Origin of the sequence: Ureibacillus sp. FSL K6-8385 (assembly GCF_038593155.1) — a bacterium.
GTDB lineage: Bacteria > Bacillota > Bacilli > Bacillales_A > Planococcaceae > Ureibacillus > Ureibacillus terrenus.
The window spans coordinates 1,984,786-2,005,765 of the sequence record NZ_CP151968.1; the positions used below are offsets into that span (position 1 = coordinate 1,984,786).

Here is a 20,980-nt window from a genome sequence, read left to right on the forward strand (position 1 = left end):
CATTTCATTTTTTTACGGAAATTTTTGGTTGGTACTTTACAAGTGATCGATAATGATTCTGTCACAATAAGTTTTTCTCACCCACGTGGATAATTTCTAATATCAAGATTATCCTTTTTCGATTCATTCTTATAAAAAATCAACATCAAAGGGGAAAACCCTATTAGGATGATTGACCAAATGTATAATAATAAACCTTCAATTATAAATTTAATTCTGTCATTTGTAAGTTCATTTAGAGAAATTAATCCATAAATTATCAAAACGGAAATAATGATAACAGCAATAATCATGGCTACAGTTAAAGGAAAAAATTCAAATATTAAGCCTTTTCTATTTTTAAACGGATTTTTGTACAATTTTTTTCCGATTTTGCTTTCTCTAAAAAAATGGGCCAAGCCAACAATAAATGCAATGAACCAACCTGCCACCAGCAATAACCATAGCCGTGTCCCAATTTTTAATAAGAGTTTAATTAAAAATTGCGGAAATATAAATGATATGAGAAAGACCAGTGCATAAAGCAGTGCAAAAGCATACTTATTAATATTGCTGTTTGATTTCTGAACGAAAAAAAGCCAAGCAACGAAAAAAGCTGCAACAACTAAATTGATAACAAAAAGAATTGTATTCCACTCTGGCATGGCGCTAAAAAACAAAATAATTCCTAAAAAAAATATCCCTGTTATAATAACTTTAGAATTTTTAATCAGTCTTTTCTCTTTCTCCATCAACATCACCTTATATAATGAATCTTTATCCACTACTGCTTCTCCATAACTGTTCTTCGGGAAGATTCTACTCACCCGAAACGATTAACTTCCCAGTATTAAGATCATATATTTTATGATATAGTTTTAGTTCGTGATCTTTAGTAACCGTCACTTCACAATAAAAGGTGTTTTCAACCCCGTATTCTTTGATTTTAGAAGGTTCATCAAAAGCGACTTCCATATCAGAAGCAAAGGAAAATTCTTCATCCGTATCAAGCATTTTTATGTTGTAATGGTAACCACCTCTATCCCTTGAATCCACTTCGAGCACACATTTCCCTTCTATCACTTCATAGTCTTTTGCAAGGACATATTTTAGTGTTGGAAGACTTCCGAAAAAAAATATTGAGCCCACGAACCCTAAAAAAATAATAAAAAACAACTTAAACCCTTTATCTTTTTTGGTTATAAACAAATTTATCAATAGTCCCAACGTTCCTAAAAGTAACAAAGCACCTATGATTAACAAACTATAGTACATGACTAAATTTGAATTCATTACCAGAAACCCTCTTCCTGCAAATGCTTTTAACACTTTCTACGTTATGTTTTTAATAATGGTTTCATATTGGAAATGAAACCGAAACTATTTTTTGGAAATGTTGCAAATCTGATGAAAAATTGGAATGAAAATGCATTTTCCCGTCATAATTCCCGTTAAAATGATTAAGGCCATCCATCCGGATCTATAAATCCGGACAGATGGCCCTGCTGAAGGGGAAAACAGGCATTTTGTTTTTTCAACCTGCATCAAATTCGTTATGTAACCATCACAACATTATTCATTATTTTGAATTTCCAAAACATGTGTAAATAAATTCCCATTAATTGAAGTGTTTAAATATACATTCGGATAATTTTTAATAATGCTTCTCACATTGCTGAGCCCTTTTCCGCGGTTTTCCCCTTTTGTGGAGAAGCCTTCTTCAAAAATTTCTTCGACATCTTCCAATCGATCAAAAAAAGTATTTTCAATGATAATCATCACAGAATTATTGTTCGTTTTATAAAATGCTATATCGATGCATTTTTCCTCATCCGTATTGACATTCGAGTTCGCTTCGATCGCGTTATCCAAAAAGATTCCCAGAATTCTTGCCAAATCGATCATATTCATATGGATTTCATCAATTTCATCGGGAATCTCGATTTGGACTTCGATATTTTCTTTTTCCGCCTGCAAAATCTTCGTTAAAATCAGCCCTTTGATCCCCGTGATTTTCAACTTTGTCAAGGTGGCCAACAGCTGATTTCTTTTCAATGTGTCCGCTTCCGCCGAAAAGATATGTTTTTTGAAATATGTTTTCAACCCTTCAAAATCATCCGTTTCTATGTAACCTTGCATCGTTATCAATATATTCATATAATCGTGGCGGAACTTTTGCATGTCATTATTGATTACTTCGAGTGATTTCATATATTCGGCGAACTGAGCGTTTTCGAATTCAATTTGATTAATATAATGCTGCTTCTTGATGTTGAAAATGGTCAGCGAGAGTATGAAAAGCATGATGGCAAAGTAAGTGATTTGAATCACGATGTTAAATACGAGCAATTTATTAATTGAAAAATAATTCATCAAGTAAATGTTGATGTAAAAGGTGACCATTGTGACAATCAGCACAAAGAGAATGAATATGTAAACGCTTTTCATTTCAGGGACCAGGGTGACGACTTTTTTATAAAAATACCGGTATATCATGATGCTTAGATTATACAAAATAATGAAAACGCAATATTGTTCAAGGATTCCTGGCAAAAAATCAAATGGAAACGGCTCCATGATATACTGGGTTAGGTTGTCTAACAAGATCCCGATTATGATGAAAAAACAAAAGTGAATCAGAATAATAAACTCTTTTCCGATTAAATAGAAGTAAACCAGAGAACTAAGAATAAAAAAAACAATTCCCTGCCATTGGCCATCCCATAAAAAAATCAAACTGGTCGGGCAAAATACGAATAAAACAAAAGATAAAACGTTTTTCACGTTCCACTTAATGCCGGCAGTAAACATCACTGCCCAATAAATCAAAATTAAATCAATCGTTACAAATAACAGCTTCATATTTGTCTCCCAAGTTAGTAAAATATATGGATTTGTTTTAATTACAATTATTCATCATGACGGTTACATATTCAAATTTGATGCATTTTCTTTTTAATTCAATAATACAATTAATATGTAAAAAGTTATAGGGGCTTATGTCTCATACGAAAAATGTTCCGACTATCTCACATAGCCGGAACATTTTTGCAATAAATTTTTATCCGCATTATTTTTTTGAGCTAAAACGATTGTTTTCCAAGAGAGCGGCAGGTACTTTATTCTCATGGAATAAAGCTGTGCAACCTTTGATTGCGGCAATGCCTCCAAACGTAATAGCAAACGCAGCAACTTTCGCCAATAGATTTTTAACAGTGATCCATTTCATAATAAAATTCCCCCTTCATTGATTGTGCTATTAGCATAATGGATTCTACAAACGCCCCATAGGCGATAAAAACTTTCATTCCAAACGGCATTATACAAAATATTCCGACTATTAACAGGACGCGCAAGGTCATTTTCTTGCGCAAATATTTTTTATGTTCCTGATTAATGACAGGCTGTTTTTCCGTGCCTTTGGGTGAAAGGGTGTAAATAAGAATCAGAATAATAGCGAAAATGATATATAGGTAGGTGGTGGATATGGAGTTATAATTGAGAGCTATATATTTAATCGCGATCGGAAATGTGATGATACTAATACAAAGGCACACCCATAAATTGTCGAAATGATATCCCAAACAAACTTGCCTCAACAGAAAGAACGTCAAATGAGCCAGCAGCGTCGGTATAATACAATCCAATAGAAAAGCCAAAGAATAAACCAAAATGATCTTATACGACTCGGCAAGAATGATTTGGATTCCAAACCTCAATTTTTCTCTTTCCAAATCAGAAAAATGATCCTGGTCTAACAAACGAAAAACTGCATTTTCAATTTTAGAAATCTTTCATACTCCTCCTTCGTACGACTGGGTATTCACATTCATCTCTCGCGATTTTTCCACCTCCTTTGACTTTTATTTTACATTACTCATCAGTAATGGTAAATAATAGAATTAATCCTAATATTTCTACTTTTTTCTTGTTAAAAATATTGCATTTTTGTATATTTTTTTAGTTTATTTGTTCACCCTCTACATTCCTCTACATCTATTTTCCCTGAATTTCTTCCATGCTTCTTCGCATAATAAAATGGAACATACGAATTTCCGACAAATGTTTTCCTTTCAATTAAAATAATTGGAAAATTGATATTATTTAAGGTAACATAAGTGTTGATATCGAAAGGAGGATTAAAAATGTTTGATCAAATTGGCGTTGGCATTATCCAGGCGTTGATCATTGCTACGATCGCATTTATTTTTATTCTTCTCCCTGTCGGAGATTATTTATTAAGAAAAAAATAATCATTGCATTGATAAATAAAACAAGGCCGTCCGGAAATGATCGCTTTCCGTGACGGCCTAATTAAATTTTTAAACTAATCGGCATTTTTTTACAATTAACATTTTTTGTATAAAGCGGCATTTATAAAAAATAATAAATCGCCAAAAACATGAACAGGCTTCCGCCCATGACAAACACATGCCAGATTGCATGGTTATACGGGATATTTTTATTTTTATAAAAATACGTGCCGATTGTGTAGCTTAATCCGCCGGCCAATAATACCAGCACACCTTTAATGGTCAAATAGGCGATGACCGGTTTAAAAACGAAAATAATCAGCCACCCCATCCCGATATAAACGAGAAGGGAAGTTCTCTTGAAACGATATACAAAAAATTGTTTTAAAATAATCCCGATTACGGCCAATCCCCATTCAATTCCAACCAGCGTCCACCCCGCTGTTCCTCCGATGGCAATCAACGCTACCGGCGTATAGGTTCCCGCGATTAAAAGGAAAATGGAGCTGTGATCCATTTTTTTCAGAAAAACTTTATGTTTCGGAACCGAATGATAAAGCGTCGATGCCATATAAAGAAGAAACATCGAAACCCCAAAAACGATATAACTGACAAGTTCCACTCTCGTTCCGCTGGTTTGCGCTTTATCAATTAATAAAATCATTGCCGGAACGGTTAAAAGTGCACCGATTCCATGGGTTAATGCATTCCAGAACTCCTCTTTTTTACTATAAGCGCTATTCGTCGCAACAGTTTGTGTCATCATCTTCACCTCTGTTTTATTATGGCAATATAACATCCTTTTAAAACAGGGGAAGATGTAATGAAAATGGTGTGATGAATGTCATATAAACAATGTATTTTATTTCTGCTTTTTATATATATTCAAAAATATTAAAATAAAGGCAACCTTTACCCTGATGAAAGCGGTCCTTGATTCAAAGAAAAACGGGGGGATAAAAATGAACCGAAATTTCTTCGTATACGGTACGCTAATGTCGGGATGTTCAAACCATCATGTCATACCCAAAGATTCCATTGAAAACATTCAAAAAGCGACGATTCATAACGTGGAATTATATTCGCATATCAGCGGGGAATATCCTTGCATGATTGAGGGAAATTCCAAAGTGTATGGGGAAGTCCTCACAATTAAGGAGAGCCATTTTCGAAAGGCTTTACAAGCGATGGACCTGTTGGAAGATTACGACGAAAACGCGCCAAAAAGCGATAACCTTTATAATCGTGAAATCAGAGAAGTCGTTTTGGAAACCGGCGAAACCATTCAAGCCCATGTATATATGTACAATCCAAAACATGAAGGATTAGGTGAGCGGATTCCTGAAGGCAACTGGAAAACCTGGACGGAGAAAAAATGACGCATCCGGGACGAATTTGTTCAAATGGAAAAAGACGGACAAGGGTTTTTCAGCCCGGATATTTTTGCCAATATCAAATTTGTCGAAAAATGGTAGCCTAAAAATTCGTTGCTTATATTGATGAAAATGATGAAGAATAACACTTTATTAAATGCCATTTTAAATACCATATAATGAAATTAAATGACATTGAATGAAATAGATAAAATAAAAAAAACCCTTGATATTCAAGGGTTTTGACACTGTTTGAAATCTAATGATATTAAAATATGGAGACGGTGGGAGTCGAACCCACGTCCAGAAACTTCAAACACTTAAGCGTCTACGCGTGTAGTTTGTCTATTCGGGTTTCGCGTTGCATTCTGCCGACAAACAGGCGTCCTGCACGCTAGCTTGTGAGATCTCTTGCCAGTGCCCCAAGCAAGACACTCGCCGTAGCCCACTCGCGATGAACCCTAATTCAGCCACATGGGCGATGGCTGATTAGAGTGCTTTAGCAAATTAAGCAGCTAAAGCGTAAGATTGTTTGTTGCCAGTTATTTTTAACTGCCGTTGATGACGGAGACGAGCCCTCCGACGCGCAGCCTAAGCTTGAATCATTCCTGTCGAATCCGTAACGTCCCCTCGATATTAATAAAGGGATTGCTTATCGCAATTACGGTACGTTTAGAATGTTCAAACCGGCTTTTCGATTATCATTATACTTGAATCCTAATATATTTGCAAGAGTTAGAAACATAATTTTTGTATATTTTTTGTTTTATAATATATTTTTGATATCATCCGGCAGGCAAAACTCAATATTTTAATTTCATCGCCCGTTCCATTTCGCGTTGCGCTTCTTTCTTGCGTTCTTCTGCGCGCTTATCATATTTCTTCTTACCTTTTCCTAAACCGATCAGCAATTTCGCATAACCGTCTTTAATATAGATTTTCAACGGAACGATCGTATAACCTTCCTTCTTTACCGCTCCTGCCAGTTCGGCGATTTCTTTTTTATGCAGAAGCAATTTCCGCACCCTCAGCGGATCGTGGTTGAAGCGGTTTCCCTGTTCATACGGGCTGATATGCATGTTGTGGATCCACGCTTCCCCGTTTTTGATCAATACGAAGGAATCTTTCAATTGCACGCGTCCCGCCCGGATGGATTTGATTTCCGTCCCTTTCAATACCATGCCCGCTTCATAGGTTTTTTCAATAAAATAATCGTGGTTCGCTTTCTTGTTCTGCGCGACGACTTTCCCTGTTCCTTTTGGCATATTTTAACACCCCCTAAACACACAATGAAAGGCTGCCTGAAATACTTTAATTCCATTTTAAAGTATTTTCATAACAGCCTCTAGTATAATTCTTCGACAGCTATTTGTCGATTCATCAACCGTTTATTTTCGTTTCTTTTTCTTTTTTTTCGCAACGCCTTCGTAAAATTTCTCTTTTTTCTTTTTCCCTTTTCGGCCGCGCTCTTCTTCATCGTTCCGTTTCTTTTGCTTCCGTTCGGCAAGAATCACTCTCGGGGCATCTCTGCGGATTTTGTGGGAAGATTCTACCATATCCACAATTTCAAAGTCAATTGAAGACTCATCCAGGTTGACATTGGCAACGCGGACTTTCACTTCATCCCCGATGCGGAAAATGCGCCCTGTATGTTCTCCCACCATGATCATTTGCCGTTCATCAAAGTGATAATAATCATCCGTCAAATTGGTGATATGGACGAGCCCTTCAATCGTATTTGGGAGCTCCACAAAAATGCCGAAATTTGTCACAGAGGAAACGATACCAACAAATTCTTCCCCAATCTTATCGGACATGTATTGGGCTTTCTTTAACGCTTCCACATCCCGCTCCGCATCCACCGCTCTACGCTCGCATGCGGATGTATGATCCGCGATTTCTTCCATCACTTGCGCCCATTTGAAGAGGGTTTGTCTTGATACATCCCCTTCAAACAAATATGTCCGAATCAAACGATGGACAATGAGGTCCGGGTAGCGGCGAATCGGCGAAGTAAAGTGCGTATAAAAGTCCGTCGATAAACCGAAGTGGCCGATCGATTCAGGATAATACCGCGCCTGCTGCAACGAACGTAGGAGCATTGTGGAAATGACCGGCTCTTCCGGCAACCCTTCGATGGATTCAAGGATTTCCTGCAATGCTTTCGGATGAACGGAATTCCCCGTACCTTTCACAATCAAACCGAAGTTTGTAATGAATTCAAAGAAACGCTGCAATTTTTCCGGTTTCGGATCTTCGTGGATGCGGTAAAGGAAAGGCACTTCCATCCAATGGAAATGTTCGGCCACCGTCTCGTTGGCGCAAAGCATGAATTCCTCAATGATTCTTTCCGCAATCGTGCGGTCCCGCACCTGAATATCGATAGGCCATCCTTCTTCATTGACAATCACTTTCGCTTCATCGAAATCAAAATCGATTGCCCCGCGCTTCATCCGTTTATTCCGCAAAATGAGGGCCAGTTCCTTCATTTCTTTGAACATTGGAACGAGCGGTTTATAACGTTCGATGAGTTCCTCGTCTTCCTCTTCCAAAATTTTATAGACATTGGAATAAGTCATCCGCTCCGTCGTCCGGATGACGCTCGGAAAGATTTCGTGTTCAATCACATTTCCGTTTTTGTCGATGATCATTTCACAGGAAATCGTTAATCGGTCCACTTGGGGATTTAGAGAGCAGATGCCGTTTGATAACCTGTGAGGAATCATCGGGATGACCCGGTCGGCCAAGTAAACGCTTGTTCCGCGCTTATAAGCTTCTTTGTCGAGCAAAGAGCCTTCCTTCACATAGTAGCTGACATCGGCAATGTGAACGCCCAATTTATAAGTGCCGTCTTCATTTTTCGTTACCGTCACGGCATCGTCCAGGTCTTTTGCGTCTTCCCCGTCGATCGTGACAATCGTTTCGTTTCTTAAATCCTTGCGTCCCACCAAATCTTCTTCCGTAATTCGGTCCGGAACTTTGGCGGCTTCTTTCAACACCTCATCCGGAAATTCATTCGGGATTTCATGCTGGTAAATGATCGATAAAATATCGACGCCCGGATCATTTTTATGGCCCAAAATTTTAATGATTACGCCCGTTGCCGACTTGATTTCGCTCGGCCAGTTCGTCACTTCCACCACAACTTTATGCCCGTCTACGGCGCCCAGCGAATCTTCCTTGGCAACAAAAATATCCATATTCAGCCTTTTATCGTCCGGCACGACAAAACCAAAACCGCGATTCGCCTGGTACGTACCGACGAATGTCGTTTTCGCCCTCTCGACCACTTTGATGATTGTGCCCTCGCGCTTTTCGCCGGAAGATTCTTTCAACACGCGGACCAGAACCGTATCCCCGTTCAACGCTCCGTTCACTTCTGTCGGAGGGATGAAAATATCATCCAATCCTTCCTCATCCGGGACTACAAAACCGTAACCCCTTGAGTGGCCGACAAATTTCCCTCTCAGCAAATTCATACGCTCAGGAAGGCCGTAGCGGTTCGAACGGGAACGCACAATGTATCCCTGGTCTTCCAAACGGACGAGCGTCTTCACCAATTCCTTGAATTCATCCGCCGTTTCGATTCCAAGCACTTCTTCCAGCTCATCCACTTTAAGCGGCCGATAATCTTCTTCCTTCATCAAGTTTAAAATTCTTTGCTCCAATTCAGTATGTGCCATAACTTTCCCTCCTTTGAAAAAACCGCTTCATTCTTCCCAATCCAGGCTTTCAAGAAATTCGAAAATCACTTCATGCAGTTTTTGTTTTTCTTTGCCCAGCGTAATGACATGACCGGATTCTTCAAACCAGACCAGTTTTTTATTCAAGGATTCCACATTCTCATAAATAATATGAGCCGATTTCGGATCAATAATTTCGTCATGTCTCGATTGGATGACCAAAATGGGCGCATACACCAAATCCAAATGGTTCCGGACATCTTGCACAAATTCCTGCAAATCCTTCAAACTCGGCATGCCCTTTTGGCGAAGCGCTTCAATTTCTTCATTGATTTGCTGTTCCGTTTTTCCTTCATATTTTTTATAATCTTTTGCATATTTGATGACGCCTTCAAACATCATGTCCGTCGTTCTCATCGTCATCGGGGAACACATGGTGATGACACCTTTCAGAGGGAGGTTCATGGCAAGTTTCAATGAAAAAACACCGCCAAGCGACAGCCCTGCGACGGCAATTTGGTCATATCCTTTTTCTTTTAATGTTTCATAGGCTCCTACGACATCTTCCCACCATTCTTTCGGGCCTGTTTCGACGAGCTCTTCCGGCGGTACACCATGGCCGCGGTAGTGGGGCGCATAACTTGTATACCCCTTTTTTTCAAGAAAGCGTCCAAGCATCCGGACATCCGACGAACTGCCGGTAAATCCGTGAAGCAAAAGGACCGCTCGCTTTCCTGCAGGGAAAAAGAAAGGTTGTTGTTCCTTAATCTTCATAATATCCTCCAACTATTCTTATGGTGAATCTCGTGCTCCAAAATTTTCGCATATATGCAAAATTTCTCTCTTCATTATAAATGAAAAAGCCTAACCATGCTTGGTTAGACTTCTATTTTATCCATTAAAATTTAATGATCAACAATGTAATGATGAAAAATAATGCTGCGAGAACAATCGTCATTCTATGTAAAACCAAATCGATTCCTCTAGCTTTAGTTTTACCAAATAGTTGTTCAGCTCCACCAGAGATGGCACCTGACAAACCGGCACTTTTACCAGACTGCAACAATACCACGGTGATCAAAGCAAGAGAAACTAGAATCAATAATACCAACAAGAACGTATGCACTAGTCCCACCTCCTGAACCATAACTTATTTAAGTATAGCAAATTCCAATTCCATTTACAATCATTGTCAATAAAATGAAATATAAATAATATGTTTTCTTCGCTCGAATAGGAAAACATTTTTTTTTGATAAAAGATATTTTGAAAATTTCCCTTATTTCGGAATTTTATTGATTTTTTCCTACAATTCTCATAAAATGAATTTCACTTACTAATCTCATTCTGGAAAGAGGGATTATATGAATACCTTCCAAAAGATAGGGAAGTTTGCGGGAGACACCTTTGCTTTATGGGTGCTGCTTGCTGCTGGTTTGGCCATGTGGATTCCGCAATATTTCGCTTGGATTTCTCCCTGGATTACGACGTTGCTTGGAATCGTCATGTTTGGCATGGGGATGACATTAAAATTGGAAGACTTTAAATACGTTTTGATGCATCCAAAAGGCGTGATCATTGGTATTTTTGGACAGTTTACCATCATGCCTTTGCTTGCCTTTGCGTTGGCAAAGATTTTCCAACTTCCTCCTGAAATTGCGGTCGGCGTCATTTTAGTGGGCTGCTGTCCGGGCGGTACGGCTTCCAACGTCATGACCTTTTTGGCGAAAGGGAATACGGCATTATCTGTAACAATCACTTCATGTACGACATTGCTCGCGCCGATCATCACGCCGGCATTAATCTACTTTCTGGCAAGCGAATGGCTGCCGGTATCTTTTATGGCCATGTTTATGTCAGTCGTAAAAGTGGTTCTGATCCCAATCATTCTGGGCATTCTTGCACAAATGTTTTTTAAGCCGGTTGTCGAAAAAAGCATCGACATTCTGCCGACGATTTCGGTCATCGCCATCGTATTGATCGTAGCGGCAGTCGTGAGCGGCAGCCGTGATAAAATTTTGGAATCCGGTCTGTTAATCCTGGCAATCGTCATTTTGCATAATGGATTAGGCTATGCTCTTGGATATTTGCTGGCCAAATTGTTCCACATGGATTACGAAGACAAAAAGGCCGTCGCCATCGAAGTCGGCATGCAAAATTCCGGATTGGGCGCAAGTTTGGCGGCAACCCATTTTGATCCGATCTCTGCCGTGCCAAGCGCCATCTTCAGCTTCTGGCACAATATTTCCGGACCAATCCTTGCAACGTATTGGGCCAAAAAATCCGGCGTAAAAGAAGACTCAAAAGGGCATTAAAACTTTTTAGGCGTAACATGAGATGGGTGTTACGCCTTTTTTATTTTTTGGTTGCTCAATTATTATTTGCAAAACCTGATTTTTTGCACAAAAAATTTTGAAACGATTGGAAATGCAAGGAGATAAAAAAGGAAGATATTATATAATTCCTGAAGATATTTTGAATAAATAATAACCTTCTTTTAGGTCATTCTTTCAAAGAATGGCCTTATTTGCGCTTCAGAGGGGGAATTCTATACAATGATTACCTTATTTTTTTCTCGGAAAGGCTTATTTCTGATTGGCGATTATTTTCCTCCTTTTGGCGATTAAATTCTCCCATGCGGCGATTATTTTTTCTCATTTGGCGATTATCGAGTTCCCAAGAGGATGATTTTCTATAAAGAAAAACCCCAAGCTTTGTTCTGGAAGCTTGGGGTTGAAATTAGCTATTTTTATTTCAAATTATAGAAAGACTTAATTCCAAGATATTGCGCTGTGGAGCCAAGTTGATCTTCGATGCGCAACAATTGGTTGTATTTTGCCACGCGGTCTGTGCGGGAAGGAGCGCCAGTTTTGATTTGGCCGGCGTTTGTCGCTACCGCAATATCCGCGATTGTAGAGTCTTCCGATTCACCGGAGCGGTGAGAAATGATTGCAGTGTATCCGGCGCGTTTTGCCATTTCAATCGCATCTAAAGTTTCTGTTAATGTTCCGATTTGGTTTACTTTGATCAAGATGGCGTTGCCTACGCCTTGTTCGATTCCACGTGCAAGGCGTTTAGTATTTGTTACGAACAAGTCGTCCCCTACAAGCTGCACGCGATGGCCGATGCGTTCAGTCAATAATTTATGGCCTTCCCAGTCGTTTTCATCCAATCCGTCTTCAATAGAAATGATTGGGTATTTGGAAGTTAATTCTTCATACCAGTCAACCATTTCTTCGGAAGTTTTGACTACGCCTTCACCTGCAAGATGGTATTTGCCATCTTCTTTGTTGTAAAGCTCGGAAGATGCAACGTCCAATGCAAGGCGCACTTCTTCGCCAGGTTTGTAACCTGCGCGTTCGATCGCTTCCAAAATCACTTGGATCGCTTCTTCATTGGATTTCAAGTTTGGCGCAAATCCGCCTTCGTCACCGACTGCTGTATTGTAGCCTTTTTCTTTCAATACCGCTTTCAAGTTATGGAAGATTTCCGCTCCCATGCGCAATGCATGACGGAAAGATTCCGCCCCAACAGGCATAATCATGAATTCTTGGATATCCACGTTGTTATCAGCGTGCGCGCCGCCGTTCAAAATGTTCATCATTGGAACAGGCAATTGTTTTGCGTTCACGCCGCCAAGGTATTGATATAAAGGAATATCAAGGTAATTTGCTGCGGCATGGGCGCAAGCAAGAGAAACGCCCAAAATCGCATTGGCACCCAATTTTCCTTTATTTTCTGTGCCGTCAAGTTCAATCAACGCTTTGTCGATTTCCACTTGATCCAATACGGAATAATTGTTTTCCAAAGCTTCCGCGATGATTGTGTTGACATTTTCAACGGCTTTTAATACACCTTTTCCTAAATAACGGGATTTGTCCCCATCGCGCAATTCCACTGCTTCGTATTCGCCGGTAGACGCACCGGATGGAACGATTGCGCGTCCAAAGGCGCCTGATTCAGTGAATACTTCCACCTCTACTGTCGGGTTACCGCGTGAGTCCAATACTTCACGTGCGTATACTTGTGTAATAAATGGCATATCCATTCTCCTCTATATTAAATTTTTATAGTGGTGTTCCCACTAAAAAAGTGGTTGTCCTGTCATTTCTTCAGGCTGTTCAATATTCAACAATTTTAACATCGTTGGAGCCAGGTCGGCTAAAATCCCATTTTCTCTCAATGTAATGCCTTGTTTTGTCACAATGACCGGCACCGGATTTGTTGTATGCGCCGTCATTGGTTTGCCATCCAATGTCACCACTTCATCAGAGTTGCCATGGTCTGCAGTGATGATGGCTGCTCCGCCCAGTTCCAAAATTTTGTCTACTACCCGGCCCAAGCATTCATCCACCGCTTCAATCGCTTTGATTGTCGGTTCAAGCATGCCGCTGTGGCCGACCATGTCAGGGTTGGCATAGTTTAAAATGATGGCATCAAATTTATCAGCTTCCAATTCTTTGAGAAGCGCCTCTGTCACTTCATAAGCGCTCATTTCCGGTTTCAGGTCATAAGTGGCCACTTTCGGCGATGCAATCAGGATTCTTTCTTCGCCAGGGAATTTCTCCTCCCGGCCGCCGCTCATGAAATATGTGACATGAGGATATTTTTCCGTTTCCGCAATGCGAAGTTGCGTTAAACCATGTTTTGAAATGACTTCCCCAACGGTATTGACTAAATCTTCATTTTCAAAAACGACATCGGCATATACTTCATCGCTGTATTCGGTAAATGTGACGAATTTTAAATTTTTTGGATGTTTGTCCGATAATTTAAAGGAATCAAAATGGTCGTTTGTAAATACAGTAGAAAGCTGGATGGCACGGTCCGGACGGAAGTTGAAATGAATCACCGCATCATTGGTGTCGATGGTTGCCACCGGTTTTCCGTTTTCCAAAATGACGAATGGAACCACAAATTCATCTGTCACATCATTTTTATAAGATTCTTCGACGCCTTCTTTGGCGCTTTCCGCCGTATTGCCTACGCCGTCAACCAACGCTTTGTAAGACAATTCCACCCGTTGCCAACGTTTATCCCGGTCCATTGCGTAATATCGGCCGTGAATAGTGGCAAACTTTCCGATGCCGATTTCTTTCATTTGTTTTTCAGCTTCTTCGATATATCCAAGCGCCGTTTTAGGGCCGACATCCCGTCCGTCCAAAAATCCATGGACATATACTTGATCAAGGCCATTTTCTTTAGCCAATTTCAACAATGCAAATAAATGATTGTAATGGCTATGTACCCCACCGTCTGAAAGAAGTCCCATGATGTGGAGTTTGGAATGGTGTTTCTTCACATGACCGATTGCGCCCACCAATTTTTCGTTTTTGAAAAACTCGCCTTCACGAATGGATTTGTTGATTCTTGTCAAACTTTGATAAACAATTCTTCCTGCACCAATATTTAAATGCCCTACTTCGGAGTTTCCCATTTGGCCTTCCGGAAGACCGACCGCTTCACCAAACGCTGTGAGCGTTGCATGAGGATATGTCGCCCAATAACGGTCAAAATTTGGTTTCTTGCTTTGTGCAACTGCATTTCCAAAAGTTTCTTCACGCAATGCAAAGCCGTCTAAAATGATTAATGCGACTGGCTTTCTAGGCATTTGCCCCCGCCTCCAATAATTTAAGATAAGATTCTGTTTGCAAGCTCGCACCGCCGACGAGAGCGCCGTCGATGTGTTCTTTTGATAACAATTCTTCAATGTTTTCTGGTTTTACACTGCCGCCATATTGGATGCGAATGTTGTCGGACGCGGCTTGTCCGAAAAGCTCTTTCACCACGTTGCGGATATGTCCGCATACCGCATTTGCATCATCGGCAGTCGCTGTTTTCCCCGTTCCAATTGCCCAAATCGGTTCATAGGCGATGACCACATGCTGAACCTGTTCTTCTGTCAATCCTTCCAACGCTTTTTTCACTTGATTTGCCACTTTTTCTTCCGTTTTGCCGGCTTCCCTTTCTTCCAGCGTTTCTCCACAGCATACGATCGGAACGATTCCATGGGATAAAGCAGCCTTTACTTTTTTATTGACCGCTTCATCCGTTTCATTGAAATATTCGCGGCGCTCTGAATGCCCGATGATGACATAATCCACTTGAATCGCTTCAAGCTGCTTCGGACTGATTTCCCCCGTGAAGGCGCCTTCTTCTTCATAATGCATGTTTTGTGCGCCGATTGCCAAATCCGTATCTCTCGCGATTTCCACAAGAGTCGGCAGATACAATGCAGGGGCACAAACTACTGCATCGACTTTTTCCTCCGGAGGAATTTTGTCTTTGATTGTTTCGACAAACTCTACCGCTTCATCAAAAGTTTTATACATTTTCCAATTGGCAGCAATGATTGGTTTACGCATTCAATTTCTCTCCTTATTTATCGTTCAATGCCGCAATGCCCGGCAAGTTTTTGCCCTCCATTAATTCCAGAGAGGCTCCGCCGCCTGTTGAAATGTGATCCATTTTATCCGCCAATCCGAACTTTTCTACCGCTGCTGCAGAATCACCGCCGCCGATGATCGTATACCCTTCCGTTTCGGCCATTGCTTCGGCCACTTTTCTTGTTCCGTTTGAGAATTGTTCGATTTCAAAGACTCCCATCGGTCCGTTCCAAATAATCAGTTTTGAATTTTTGATCACATCTGCATACTTTTCTGCCGTTTTTGGACCGATGTCAAGTCCCATATAATCCGCAGGAATTTGATTGATATCGACCACTTTGGCTTCTGCATCAGGAGAAAGTTCTTTCGCAACAACCGCATCTACCGGCATATATAAGTTTACGCCTTTTTCCTTGGCTTTTTCAATGAAATGGCGTGCCAATTCTATTTTATCCTCTTCCACCAGGGATTTTCCAATTTCATATCCTTGGGCTTTGATAAATGTGAAGGAAAGTCCCCCACCGATAATCAAGTTATCCACTTTATCAAGCAGATTTTCAATGACGCCGATTTTGTCTTTCACTTTTGCGCCGCCAATGATCGCCGTAAACGGATGATCAGGGTTTGTCAAAGCTTTTCCGAGCACTTCCAATTCTTTTTCCATCAATAATCCGGAAACAGCCGGAACGTATTTCGCAATACCTTCGGTGGAAGCGTGCGCGCGATGGGCTGCACCGAACGCATCATTTACATAAAGATCCGCCAAACGGGCAAATTGTTTGGCAAGTTCATCATCATTCTTTTCTTCCCCTTTAAGGAAACGGACATTTTCAAGCAAAATAATATCGCCGTTTTTCATTTCATTGACGGCTTTTTCTACGGCAGCGCCAACGGATTCGTCCAATTTTTTCACCGGTTTATTTATCAATTTGGAAAGGCGTTCACCAACTGCTGTGAGGCGCATATCTTCTCTTACTTCGCCTTTTGGCCGGCCCAAGTGAGAAGCCAGAATCACTTTGGCGCCTTTTTCCGAAAGTTGTTTTATAGTCGGTATCGCCGCGCGGATTCTTGTATCATCTACTACTTCCCCATTTTCCATTGGTACGTTGAAGTCAACGCGTACAAAGACTCTCTTTCCTTCTACATCAACATCATTCAATGTCTTCTTGAGAAACATGAAGTAACCTCCTATGTGTATCCGTCGTCATCCAACTTTCTTTCCAACGGTAATAATAAATTTCATAGGTTGATTTAATATTTGCAAAAAATAAGAAGCGATGGGCTGCTCCACCACTCCTTTTACCCTTCATTATTATAAATCGTTATTCATATTTAGGCTATACTTTTTCTAAAGAAAATCATAATTATGTTACACTTATTGTTAATGGCAAAATGAAAAATGACATATCGATTAATGATCCAGCCCCTGTTCTGCAATATGGGATGCCAAATCCATCAATCGGGTGGAATAGCCGGTTTCATTATCATACCATGCGACTACTTTGACCATATTGTCTTCGATTACCATTGTTGAAAGGCCGTCGATGATGGCTGAATGGGGATTTCCATTATAGTCGACGGACACGAGAGGCAGTTCGTTGTAATCCAATATGCCTTTCATTTCCCCTTTTGCCGCTTCCTGGAAAGCTGAATTAACCATGTCTACCGTCACATTTCTGCTTAATTCGGCCACCAGGTCCACGCAGGAGACGTTTGGCGTCGGCACGCGCACCGCAAAGCCGTCCAGTTTTCCTTTTAATTGCGGCAATACTTTCGAAACGGCAGCGGCGGCCCCGGTGGTTGTCGGAATCATCGAAAGATTTGCGGAGCGGGATCGTCTTAGATCTTTATGAGGAAAATCTAAAAGTCGCTGGTCGTTTGTATAAGAATGGATGGTCGTCATGAAGCCGCGTTGGAGTCCGAATTTTTCGTCGAGGACTTTTGCAACAGGAGCCAGACAGTTTGTGGTGCACGATGCGTTGGAAATCACATGGTGAAGCTGCGGGTCATACTCATCATGATTGACCCCCATTACAAAGGTTGGCATTTCCCCTTTTGCTGGAGCGGATAAAATGACTTTTTTGGCGCCTGCCGTTAAATGTTTTGAAACATCTTCTTGTGATCGGAATTTTCCTGTACATTCAAAGACGATATCAACTTCCAGTTCCTCCCACGGCAATTTTTCCGGATTTTTTTCCGAAAACACTTCAACCCGGTGCCCGTTCACAAGCAACGCCTCTTCTTCATATTGGACATCCGTATCATAAATTCCATGCACCGAATCATACTTCAATAGATGAGCCAATTGCTTTGCATCTGCCAAATCATTGATTGCCACCACTTTAAACCGGTCTGTTTTCATCGCCTGGCGAAGCACAAGACGCCCAATCCGTCCAAAACCATTAATCGCAAGTTTTATCGGCATAATAAGTATCCCCTATTTAACAGTATTCCTTCCTTATGAAAGCCGTCAATCAATGGGAAGTTTCCGATGCTAAACCTCTTATTCCAATATAATTGTTCAACCGGCCAAATATGATTTATTTTGTGAGGGCTTCATATAAAGTGACATAATCCAATTGTCCATACTGAATCATTTCCCCATCCTTTTCAACAACCGGAATCATGAGCATATATTTTTCGTGAAGTTCATCGTTTTCTTCAATATTAATGATTTCGATTTCAAAATCGGCCTCTTCCTGGACAAGCTTTAAAATGCTTAATCCTTCCCTGCATAAAGAGCAATTGGGTCTCGTGTAAAATTGCACCTTCAATTTCTTTCCCTCTTTTCATTCTTTTCTGTTTACACTATCCCAAATCCGGCCTGAATAATCAAATGATTTTATAGCCAAAATAGTGATGTACGAGTGTACAGAAAAATTTAAAGGAGGAGAAATTCTATGGAAAATCAATTCTTTAATCAGCAACAGCCGACTTCAGAAACAATTCCTACATCAATGAACCACGGTGCACATGAGGTTATGGATGTTCATGAGGTATTAAGTTCTTCCATTGGCGCTTTGAACATGTTCGTCCTTTTGCGTCCGCATGTTCAAGACCCTGAGTTACTAAATATTTTAGATAGACAATACGCTTTTATGCTCGATGAATACAACATCACTTTGGAATGTTTCAAAACTGGACGCGATCCGAGCCATCCGACGCGCAAATACAACATGCAAATCGGAAACGACTCAAAATATGGCTTAACACCATCCCAGCCTAAGAAACCGATTACTTCCCCTAATGAAATTAACGACGGCATCATTTCAAGTTTCATGTTAGGCCAGCACAAAGTATTGGCTACCGGAAAAACGGCGGCCGCATTGGAAGCGACAAACCCTGTAGTGCGCCGTGTATTGCAGGACTCTGTTCCAAACTGCATTGAAATGGCATACGAACTTTCCCTCTACCAAAACAAAAAAGGATATTACCAAGTACCACAGCTTTCACAACAAGATATGCAAACAATGTTGAACATGTATGGACAAGCGGAGAGAGCAAAAAATATGCCTAACTGATTGAACAGGAAAACTCCGCGGCTTGAGACTTGCACCTGTTCATAAAAAAAGGACATCTCTTCATCAACGGAGATGTCCTTTTTAATTATTCTTTTTATAATACTTTGCTTAAAAACGCTTTTGTCCGTTCGTGCTTCGGATGGCCGAAAACTTCTTCAGGCGGCCCTTCTTCCACAATGACTCCCCCGTCCATAAAGATGACCCGGTCCGCCACTTCACGGGCAAATCCCATTTCGTGGGTGACAACCACCATCGTCATCCCTTCATTCGCCAATTGTTTCATGACATCCAGCACTTCTTTCACCATTTCCGGATCGAGAGCGGATGTCGGCTCATCAAACAACATGACTTTCGGTTTCATGGCAAGGGCCCTTGCAATCGCCACCCGCTGCTGCTGGACTCCGGATAACTGTTGAGGATAATTATACGCTTTTTCGCGAAGCCCCACTTTTTGAAGCAATTCAAAAGCCAATTCTTCCGCTTCCTGTTTGCTCATTTTCCGGATCAGCATCGGTGCCATTGTAATATTTTCCAACACCGTCATATGAGGGAATAAATTAAATTGTTGAAAGACCATTCCCACTTCCGTACGGACCTCATTAATATCGGTTTTCAGATCGTTGATTTTCTTGCCGTCAAAATAGATGGCGCCTTCCGTAATGTCTTCAAGCAAATTAATGCAGCGCAAAAACGTGCTTTTTCCGGAGCCGGAAGGACCGATCACACAAACCACTTCTTTTTCATGTATTTCATAATTGATGCCGTTTAATACGTGCAAATCTCCAAAACTTTTATGGAGATTCTCAATTTTAATCATGCTTCAACCCGCCCTTCATTTTTAATTTTGCGCGGATTGTATTCAATGCTGAAACGTCTTTCAATAAATGTGACGATTTTCGATACGATAAACGTCAAAATTAAATAAAGGAGAGCCGCTGCAAGATACGGTTCCCAGAAACGGAAATAGGCTCCCGAAACAACTTTCGCTGCATATAGTATGTCGTTGGCCGCAATCACCGTTACCAGGGACGAATCTTTTAAGAGAGTGATAAACTCGTTTCCTAGTGGGGGGATCATACGTCGGAAGGCTTGGGGCAGAATCACTTTCCGCATTGCTTGAAAATGATTTAAACCGAGGGACCTTGCCGCTTCCATTTGACCTTTGTCAATGGATTGAATCCCCGCCCGGATGATTTCTGCCGTATAGGCGGCGCAGTTCAATATGAGGGCTGTAATACCGGAAACCATGAACCCGAGCGAATGTCCAAAAAGCGTCGGAATCAACGCCAAGTGGATAATGAAGATTTGGACAAGGAGGGGGGTTCCGCGGAATAAATCGATATATAATTTACAGGCCAATATAGCCACTTTCTTTTCGAATTTTTTCCGAGCCCCAATAGCACGCCAAGCACGAATCCTCCAAAAAATCCGCAGAGCGTCAAAATCAATGTTACCCAAATACCACGTATGAAATAATCACGGTAGTTCCAGATTATATCCCAGCGTAAATCCAGGATTTCCATCTGAAACACCCCCCCAGCCTATTCAAGTTCTTGTCCTGTAATTTCAGCCAATTTGCCATTTTCTTTAATTTTTTGTAATCCTTCATTTAATAAATCCAACAATTCTTTATTTCCTTTTTTCACCATGAATCCGTAATACTCTTTATCGAATGCATCGTCTTCAATGACTTTCAATTTTACGTTAGGATTATTTTTCAAATATTCATAAACTACCGCGTTATCACCAATTGCAGCATCTGCTGTTCCATTAATAAAATTTTAC

The 20,980-nt window shown here is 40.7% G+C and carries 19 protein-coding genes, 1 other RNA gene and 2 pseudogenes; 3 read left to right on the forward strand and 19 right to left on the reverse strand.

The features are described 5' to 3' along the window. Positions 1-77: 77 nt before the first annotated feature. The 5 genes from NST62_RS09840 to NST62_RS09860 form a co-directional block, all read right to left on the reverse strand. The gene (locus NST62_RS09840) at positions 78-764 is read right to left on the reverse strand and encodes a hypothetical protein (RefSeq protein ID WP_328219814.1); all 687 of its coding nucleotides are present in this window, start codon (positions 762-764) and stop codon (positions 78-80) included. A 34-nt stretch (positions 765-798) separates the two neighbouring features. Continuing rightward, positions 799-1,272 (reverse strand): hypothetical protein, encoded by a 474-nt coding sequence (locus NST62_RS09845; RefSeq protein WP_141602245.1) that lies wholly within the window; start codon positions 1,270-1,272, stop codon positions 799-801. A 279-nt stretch (positions 1,273-1,551) separates the two neighbouring features. After that, positions 1,552-2,841: a GHKL domain-containing protein gene (locus NST62_RS09850; protein ID WP_141602246.1), complete on the reverse strand. Its 1,290-nt coding sequence runs from the start codon at positions 2,839-2,841 to the stop codon at positions 1,552-1,554. 208 nt (positions 2,842-3,049) lie between these two features. Then, the gene (locus NST62_RS09855; RefSeq protein ID WP_181733232.1) at positions 3,050-3,208 is read right to left on the reverse strand and encodes a hypothetical protein; all 159 of its coding nucleotides are present in this window, start codon (positions 3,206-3,208) and stop codon (positions 3,050-3,052) included. Between the two features lie 1,145 nt (positions 3,209-4,353). Beyond that, a complete protein-coding gene (locus NST62_RS09860; protein WP_141602247.1) occupies positions 4,354-4,995 on the reverse strand; it encodes a hemolysin III family protein in 642 nt (213 codons plus the stop codon). Positions 4,996-5,194: 199 nt separating this feature from the next. On the opposite strand from NST62_RS09860, the gene NST62_RS09865 reads away from it, so the two are divergent. Continuing rightward, the gene (locus tag NST62_RS09865) at positions 5,195-5,611 is read left to right on the forward strand and encodes a gamma-glutamylcyclotransferase family protein (protein ID WP_181733234.1); all 417 of its coding nucleotides are present in this window, start codon (positions 5,195-5,197) and stop codon (positions 5,609-5,611) included. Between the two features lie 267 nt (positions 5,612-5,878). On the opposite strand, the gene ssrA is transcribed toward NST62_RS09865, so the two are convergent. From ssrA to secG, 5 genes are all read right to left on the reverse strand, one after another. Next, positions 5,879-6,235, reverse strand: a transfer-messenger RNA (tmRNA) gene (gene ssrA, locus NST62_RS09870). A gap of 173 nt (positions 6,236-6,408) precedes the next feature. Continuing rightward, positions 6,409-6,870 carry an SsrA-binding protein SmpB gene (gene smpB, locus NST62_RS09875; protein WP_141602249.1) on the reverse strand — a complete coding sequence of 154 codons (462 nt, stop codon included), beginning with the start codon at positions 6,868-6,870 and terminating at the stop codon, positions 6,409-6,411. Between the two features lie 123 nt (positions 6,871-6,993). Further along, a complete protein-coding gene (rnr, locus tag NST62_RS09880) occupies positions 6,994-9,288 on the reverse strand; it encodes a ribonuclease R (protein ID WP_141602250.1) in 2,295 nt (764 codons plus the stop codon). Positions 9,289-9,315: 27 nt separating this feature from the next. Beyond that, on the reverse strand, positions 9,316-10,062 hold the full coding sequence (locus NST62_RS09885; protein ID WP_141602251.1) for a carboxylesterase: 747 nt from the start codon (positions 10,060-10,062) through the stop codon (positions 9,316-9,318). A 124-nt stretch (positions 10,063-10,186) separates the two neighbouring features. Beyond that, positions 10,187-10,414 carry a preprotein translocase subunit SecG gene (gene secG / locus NST62_RS09890; RefSeq protein WP_328215727.1) on the reverse strand — a complete coding sequence of 76 codons (228 nt, stop codon included), beginning with the start codon at positions 10,412-10,414 and terminating at the stop codon, positions 10,187-10,189. A gap of 238 nt (positions 10,415-10,652) precedes the next feature. On the opposite strand from secG, the gene NST62_RS09895 reads away from it, so the two are divergent. Next, a complete protein-coding gene (locus NST62_RS09895) occupies positions 10,653-11,603 on the forward strand; it encodes a bile acid:sodium symporter family protein (protein WP_328215730.1) in 951 nt (316 codons plus the stop codon). A 434-nt stretch (positions 11,604-12,037) separates the two neighbouring features. Here the strand turns inward: NST62_RS09895 and eno are convergent, their stop codons facing one another. The 6 genes from eno to NST62_RS09925 all read right to left on the reverse strand — a co-directional run bounded on the left by eno (position 12,038) and on the right by NST62_RS09925 (position 18,448). Further along, positions 12,038-13,330 carry a phosphopyruvate hydratase gene (eno, locus tag NST62_RS09900; RefSeq protein ID WP_141602254.1) on the reverse strand — a complete coding sequence of 431 codons (1,293 nt, stop codon included), beginning with the start codon at positions 13,328-13,330 and terminating at the stop codon, positions 12,038-12,040. 42 nt (positions 13,331-13,372) lie between these two features. Further along, positions 13,373-14,899 carry a 2,3-bisphosphoglycerate-independent phosphoglycerate mutase gene (gene gpmI, locus NST62_RS09905; RefSeq protein WP_342462842.1) on the reverse strand — a complete coding sequence of 509 codons (1,527 nt, stop codon included), beginning with the start codon at positions 14,897-14,899 and terminating at the stop codon, positions 13,373-13,375. After that, positions 14,892-15,653, reverse strand: a complete 762-nt coding sequence (tpiA, locus tag NST62_RS09910) for a triose-phosphate isomerase (RefSeq protein ID WP_141602256.1) — start codon at positions 15,651-15,653, stop codon at positions 14,892-14,894. The genes gpmI and tpiA overlap by 8 nt, the downstream gene beginning before the upstream one ends. Before the next feature lie 13 nt (positions 15,654-15,666). Further along, positions 15,667-16,851, reverse strand: a complete 1,185-nt coding sequence (locus tag NST62_RS09915) for a phosphoglycerate kinase (RefSeq protein WP_141602257.1) — start codon at positions 16,849-16,851, stop codon at positions 15,667-15,669. 234 nt (positions 16,852-17,085) lie between these two features. Beyond that, positions 17,086-18,099 carry a type I glyceraldehyde-3-phosphate dehydrogenase gene (gene gap / locus NST62_RS09920; protein ID WP_141602258.1) on the reverse strand — a complete coding sequence of 338 codons (1,014 nt, stop codon included), beginning with the start codon at positions 18,097-18,099 and terminating at the stop codon, positions 17,086-17,088. Positions 18,100-18,214: 115 nt separating this feature from the next. After that, complete coding sequence (locus NST62_RS09925; RefSeq protein WP_328215739.1) at positions 18,215-18,448, reverse strand: glutaredoxin family protein; 234 nt, start codon at positions 18,446-18,448, stop codon at positions 18,215-18,217. Positions 18,449-18,574: 126 nt separating this feature from the next. On the opposite strand from NST62_RS09925, the gene NST62_RS09930 reads away from it, so the two are divergent. Beyond that, the gene (locus NST62_RS09930; RefSeq protein ID WP_141602260.1) at positions 18,575-19,195 is read left to right on the forward strand and encodes a spore coat protein; all 621 of its coding nucleotides are present in this window, start codon (positions 18,575-18,577) and stop codon (positions 19,193-19,195) included. A gap of 94 nt (positions 19,196-19,289) precedes the next feature. Here the strand turns inward: NST62_RS09930 and NST62_RS09935 are convergent, their stop codons facing one another. From NST62_RS09935 to NST62_RS09945, 3 genes and pseudogenes are all read right to left on the reverse strand, one after another. Further along, positions 19,290-20,012, reverse strand: coding sequence for an amino acid ABC transporter ATP-binding protein (locus NST62_RS09935; RefSeq protein WP_342462843.1), 723 nt, complete (start codon positions 20,010-20,012; stop codon positions 19,290-19,292). Then, a pseudogene (locus NST62_RS09940) lies at positions 20,009-20,718 on the reverse strand (amino acid ABC transporter permease). The gene NST62_RS09935 and the pseudogene NST62_RS09940 overlap by 4 nt, the downstream one beginning before the upstream one ends. An 18-nt stretch (positions 20,719-20,736) precedes the next feature. Then, positions 20,737-20,970, reverse strand: a pseudogene (locus NST62_RS09945) (transporter substrate-binding domain-containing protein); the annotation flags it as partial. Positions 20,971-20,980 lie beyond the last annotated feature (10 nt).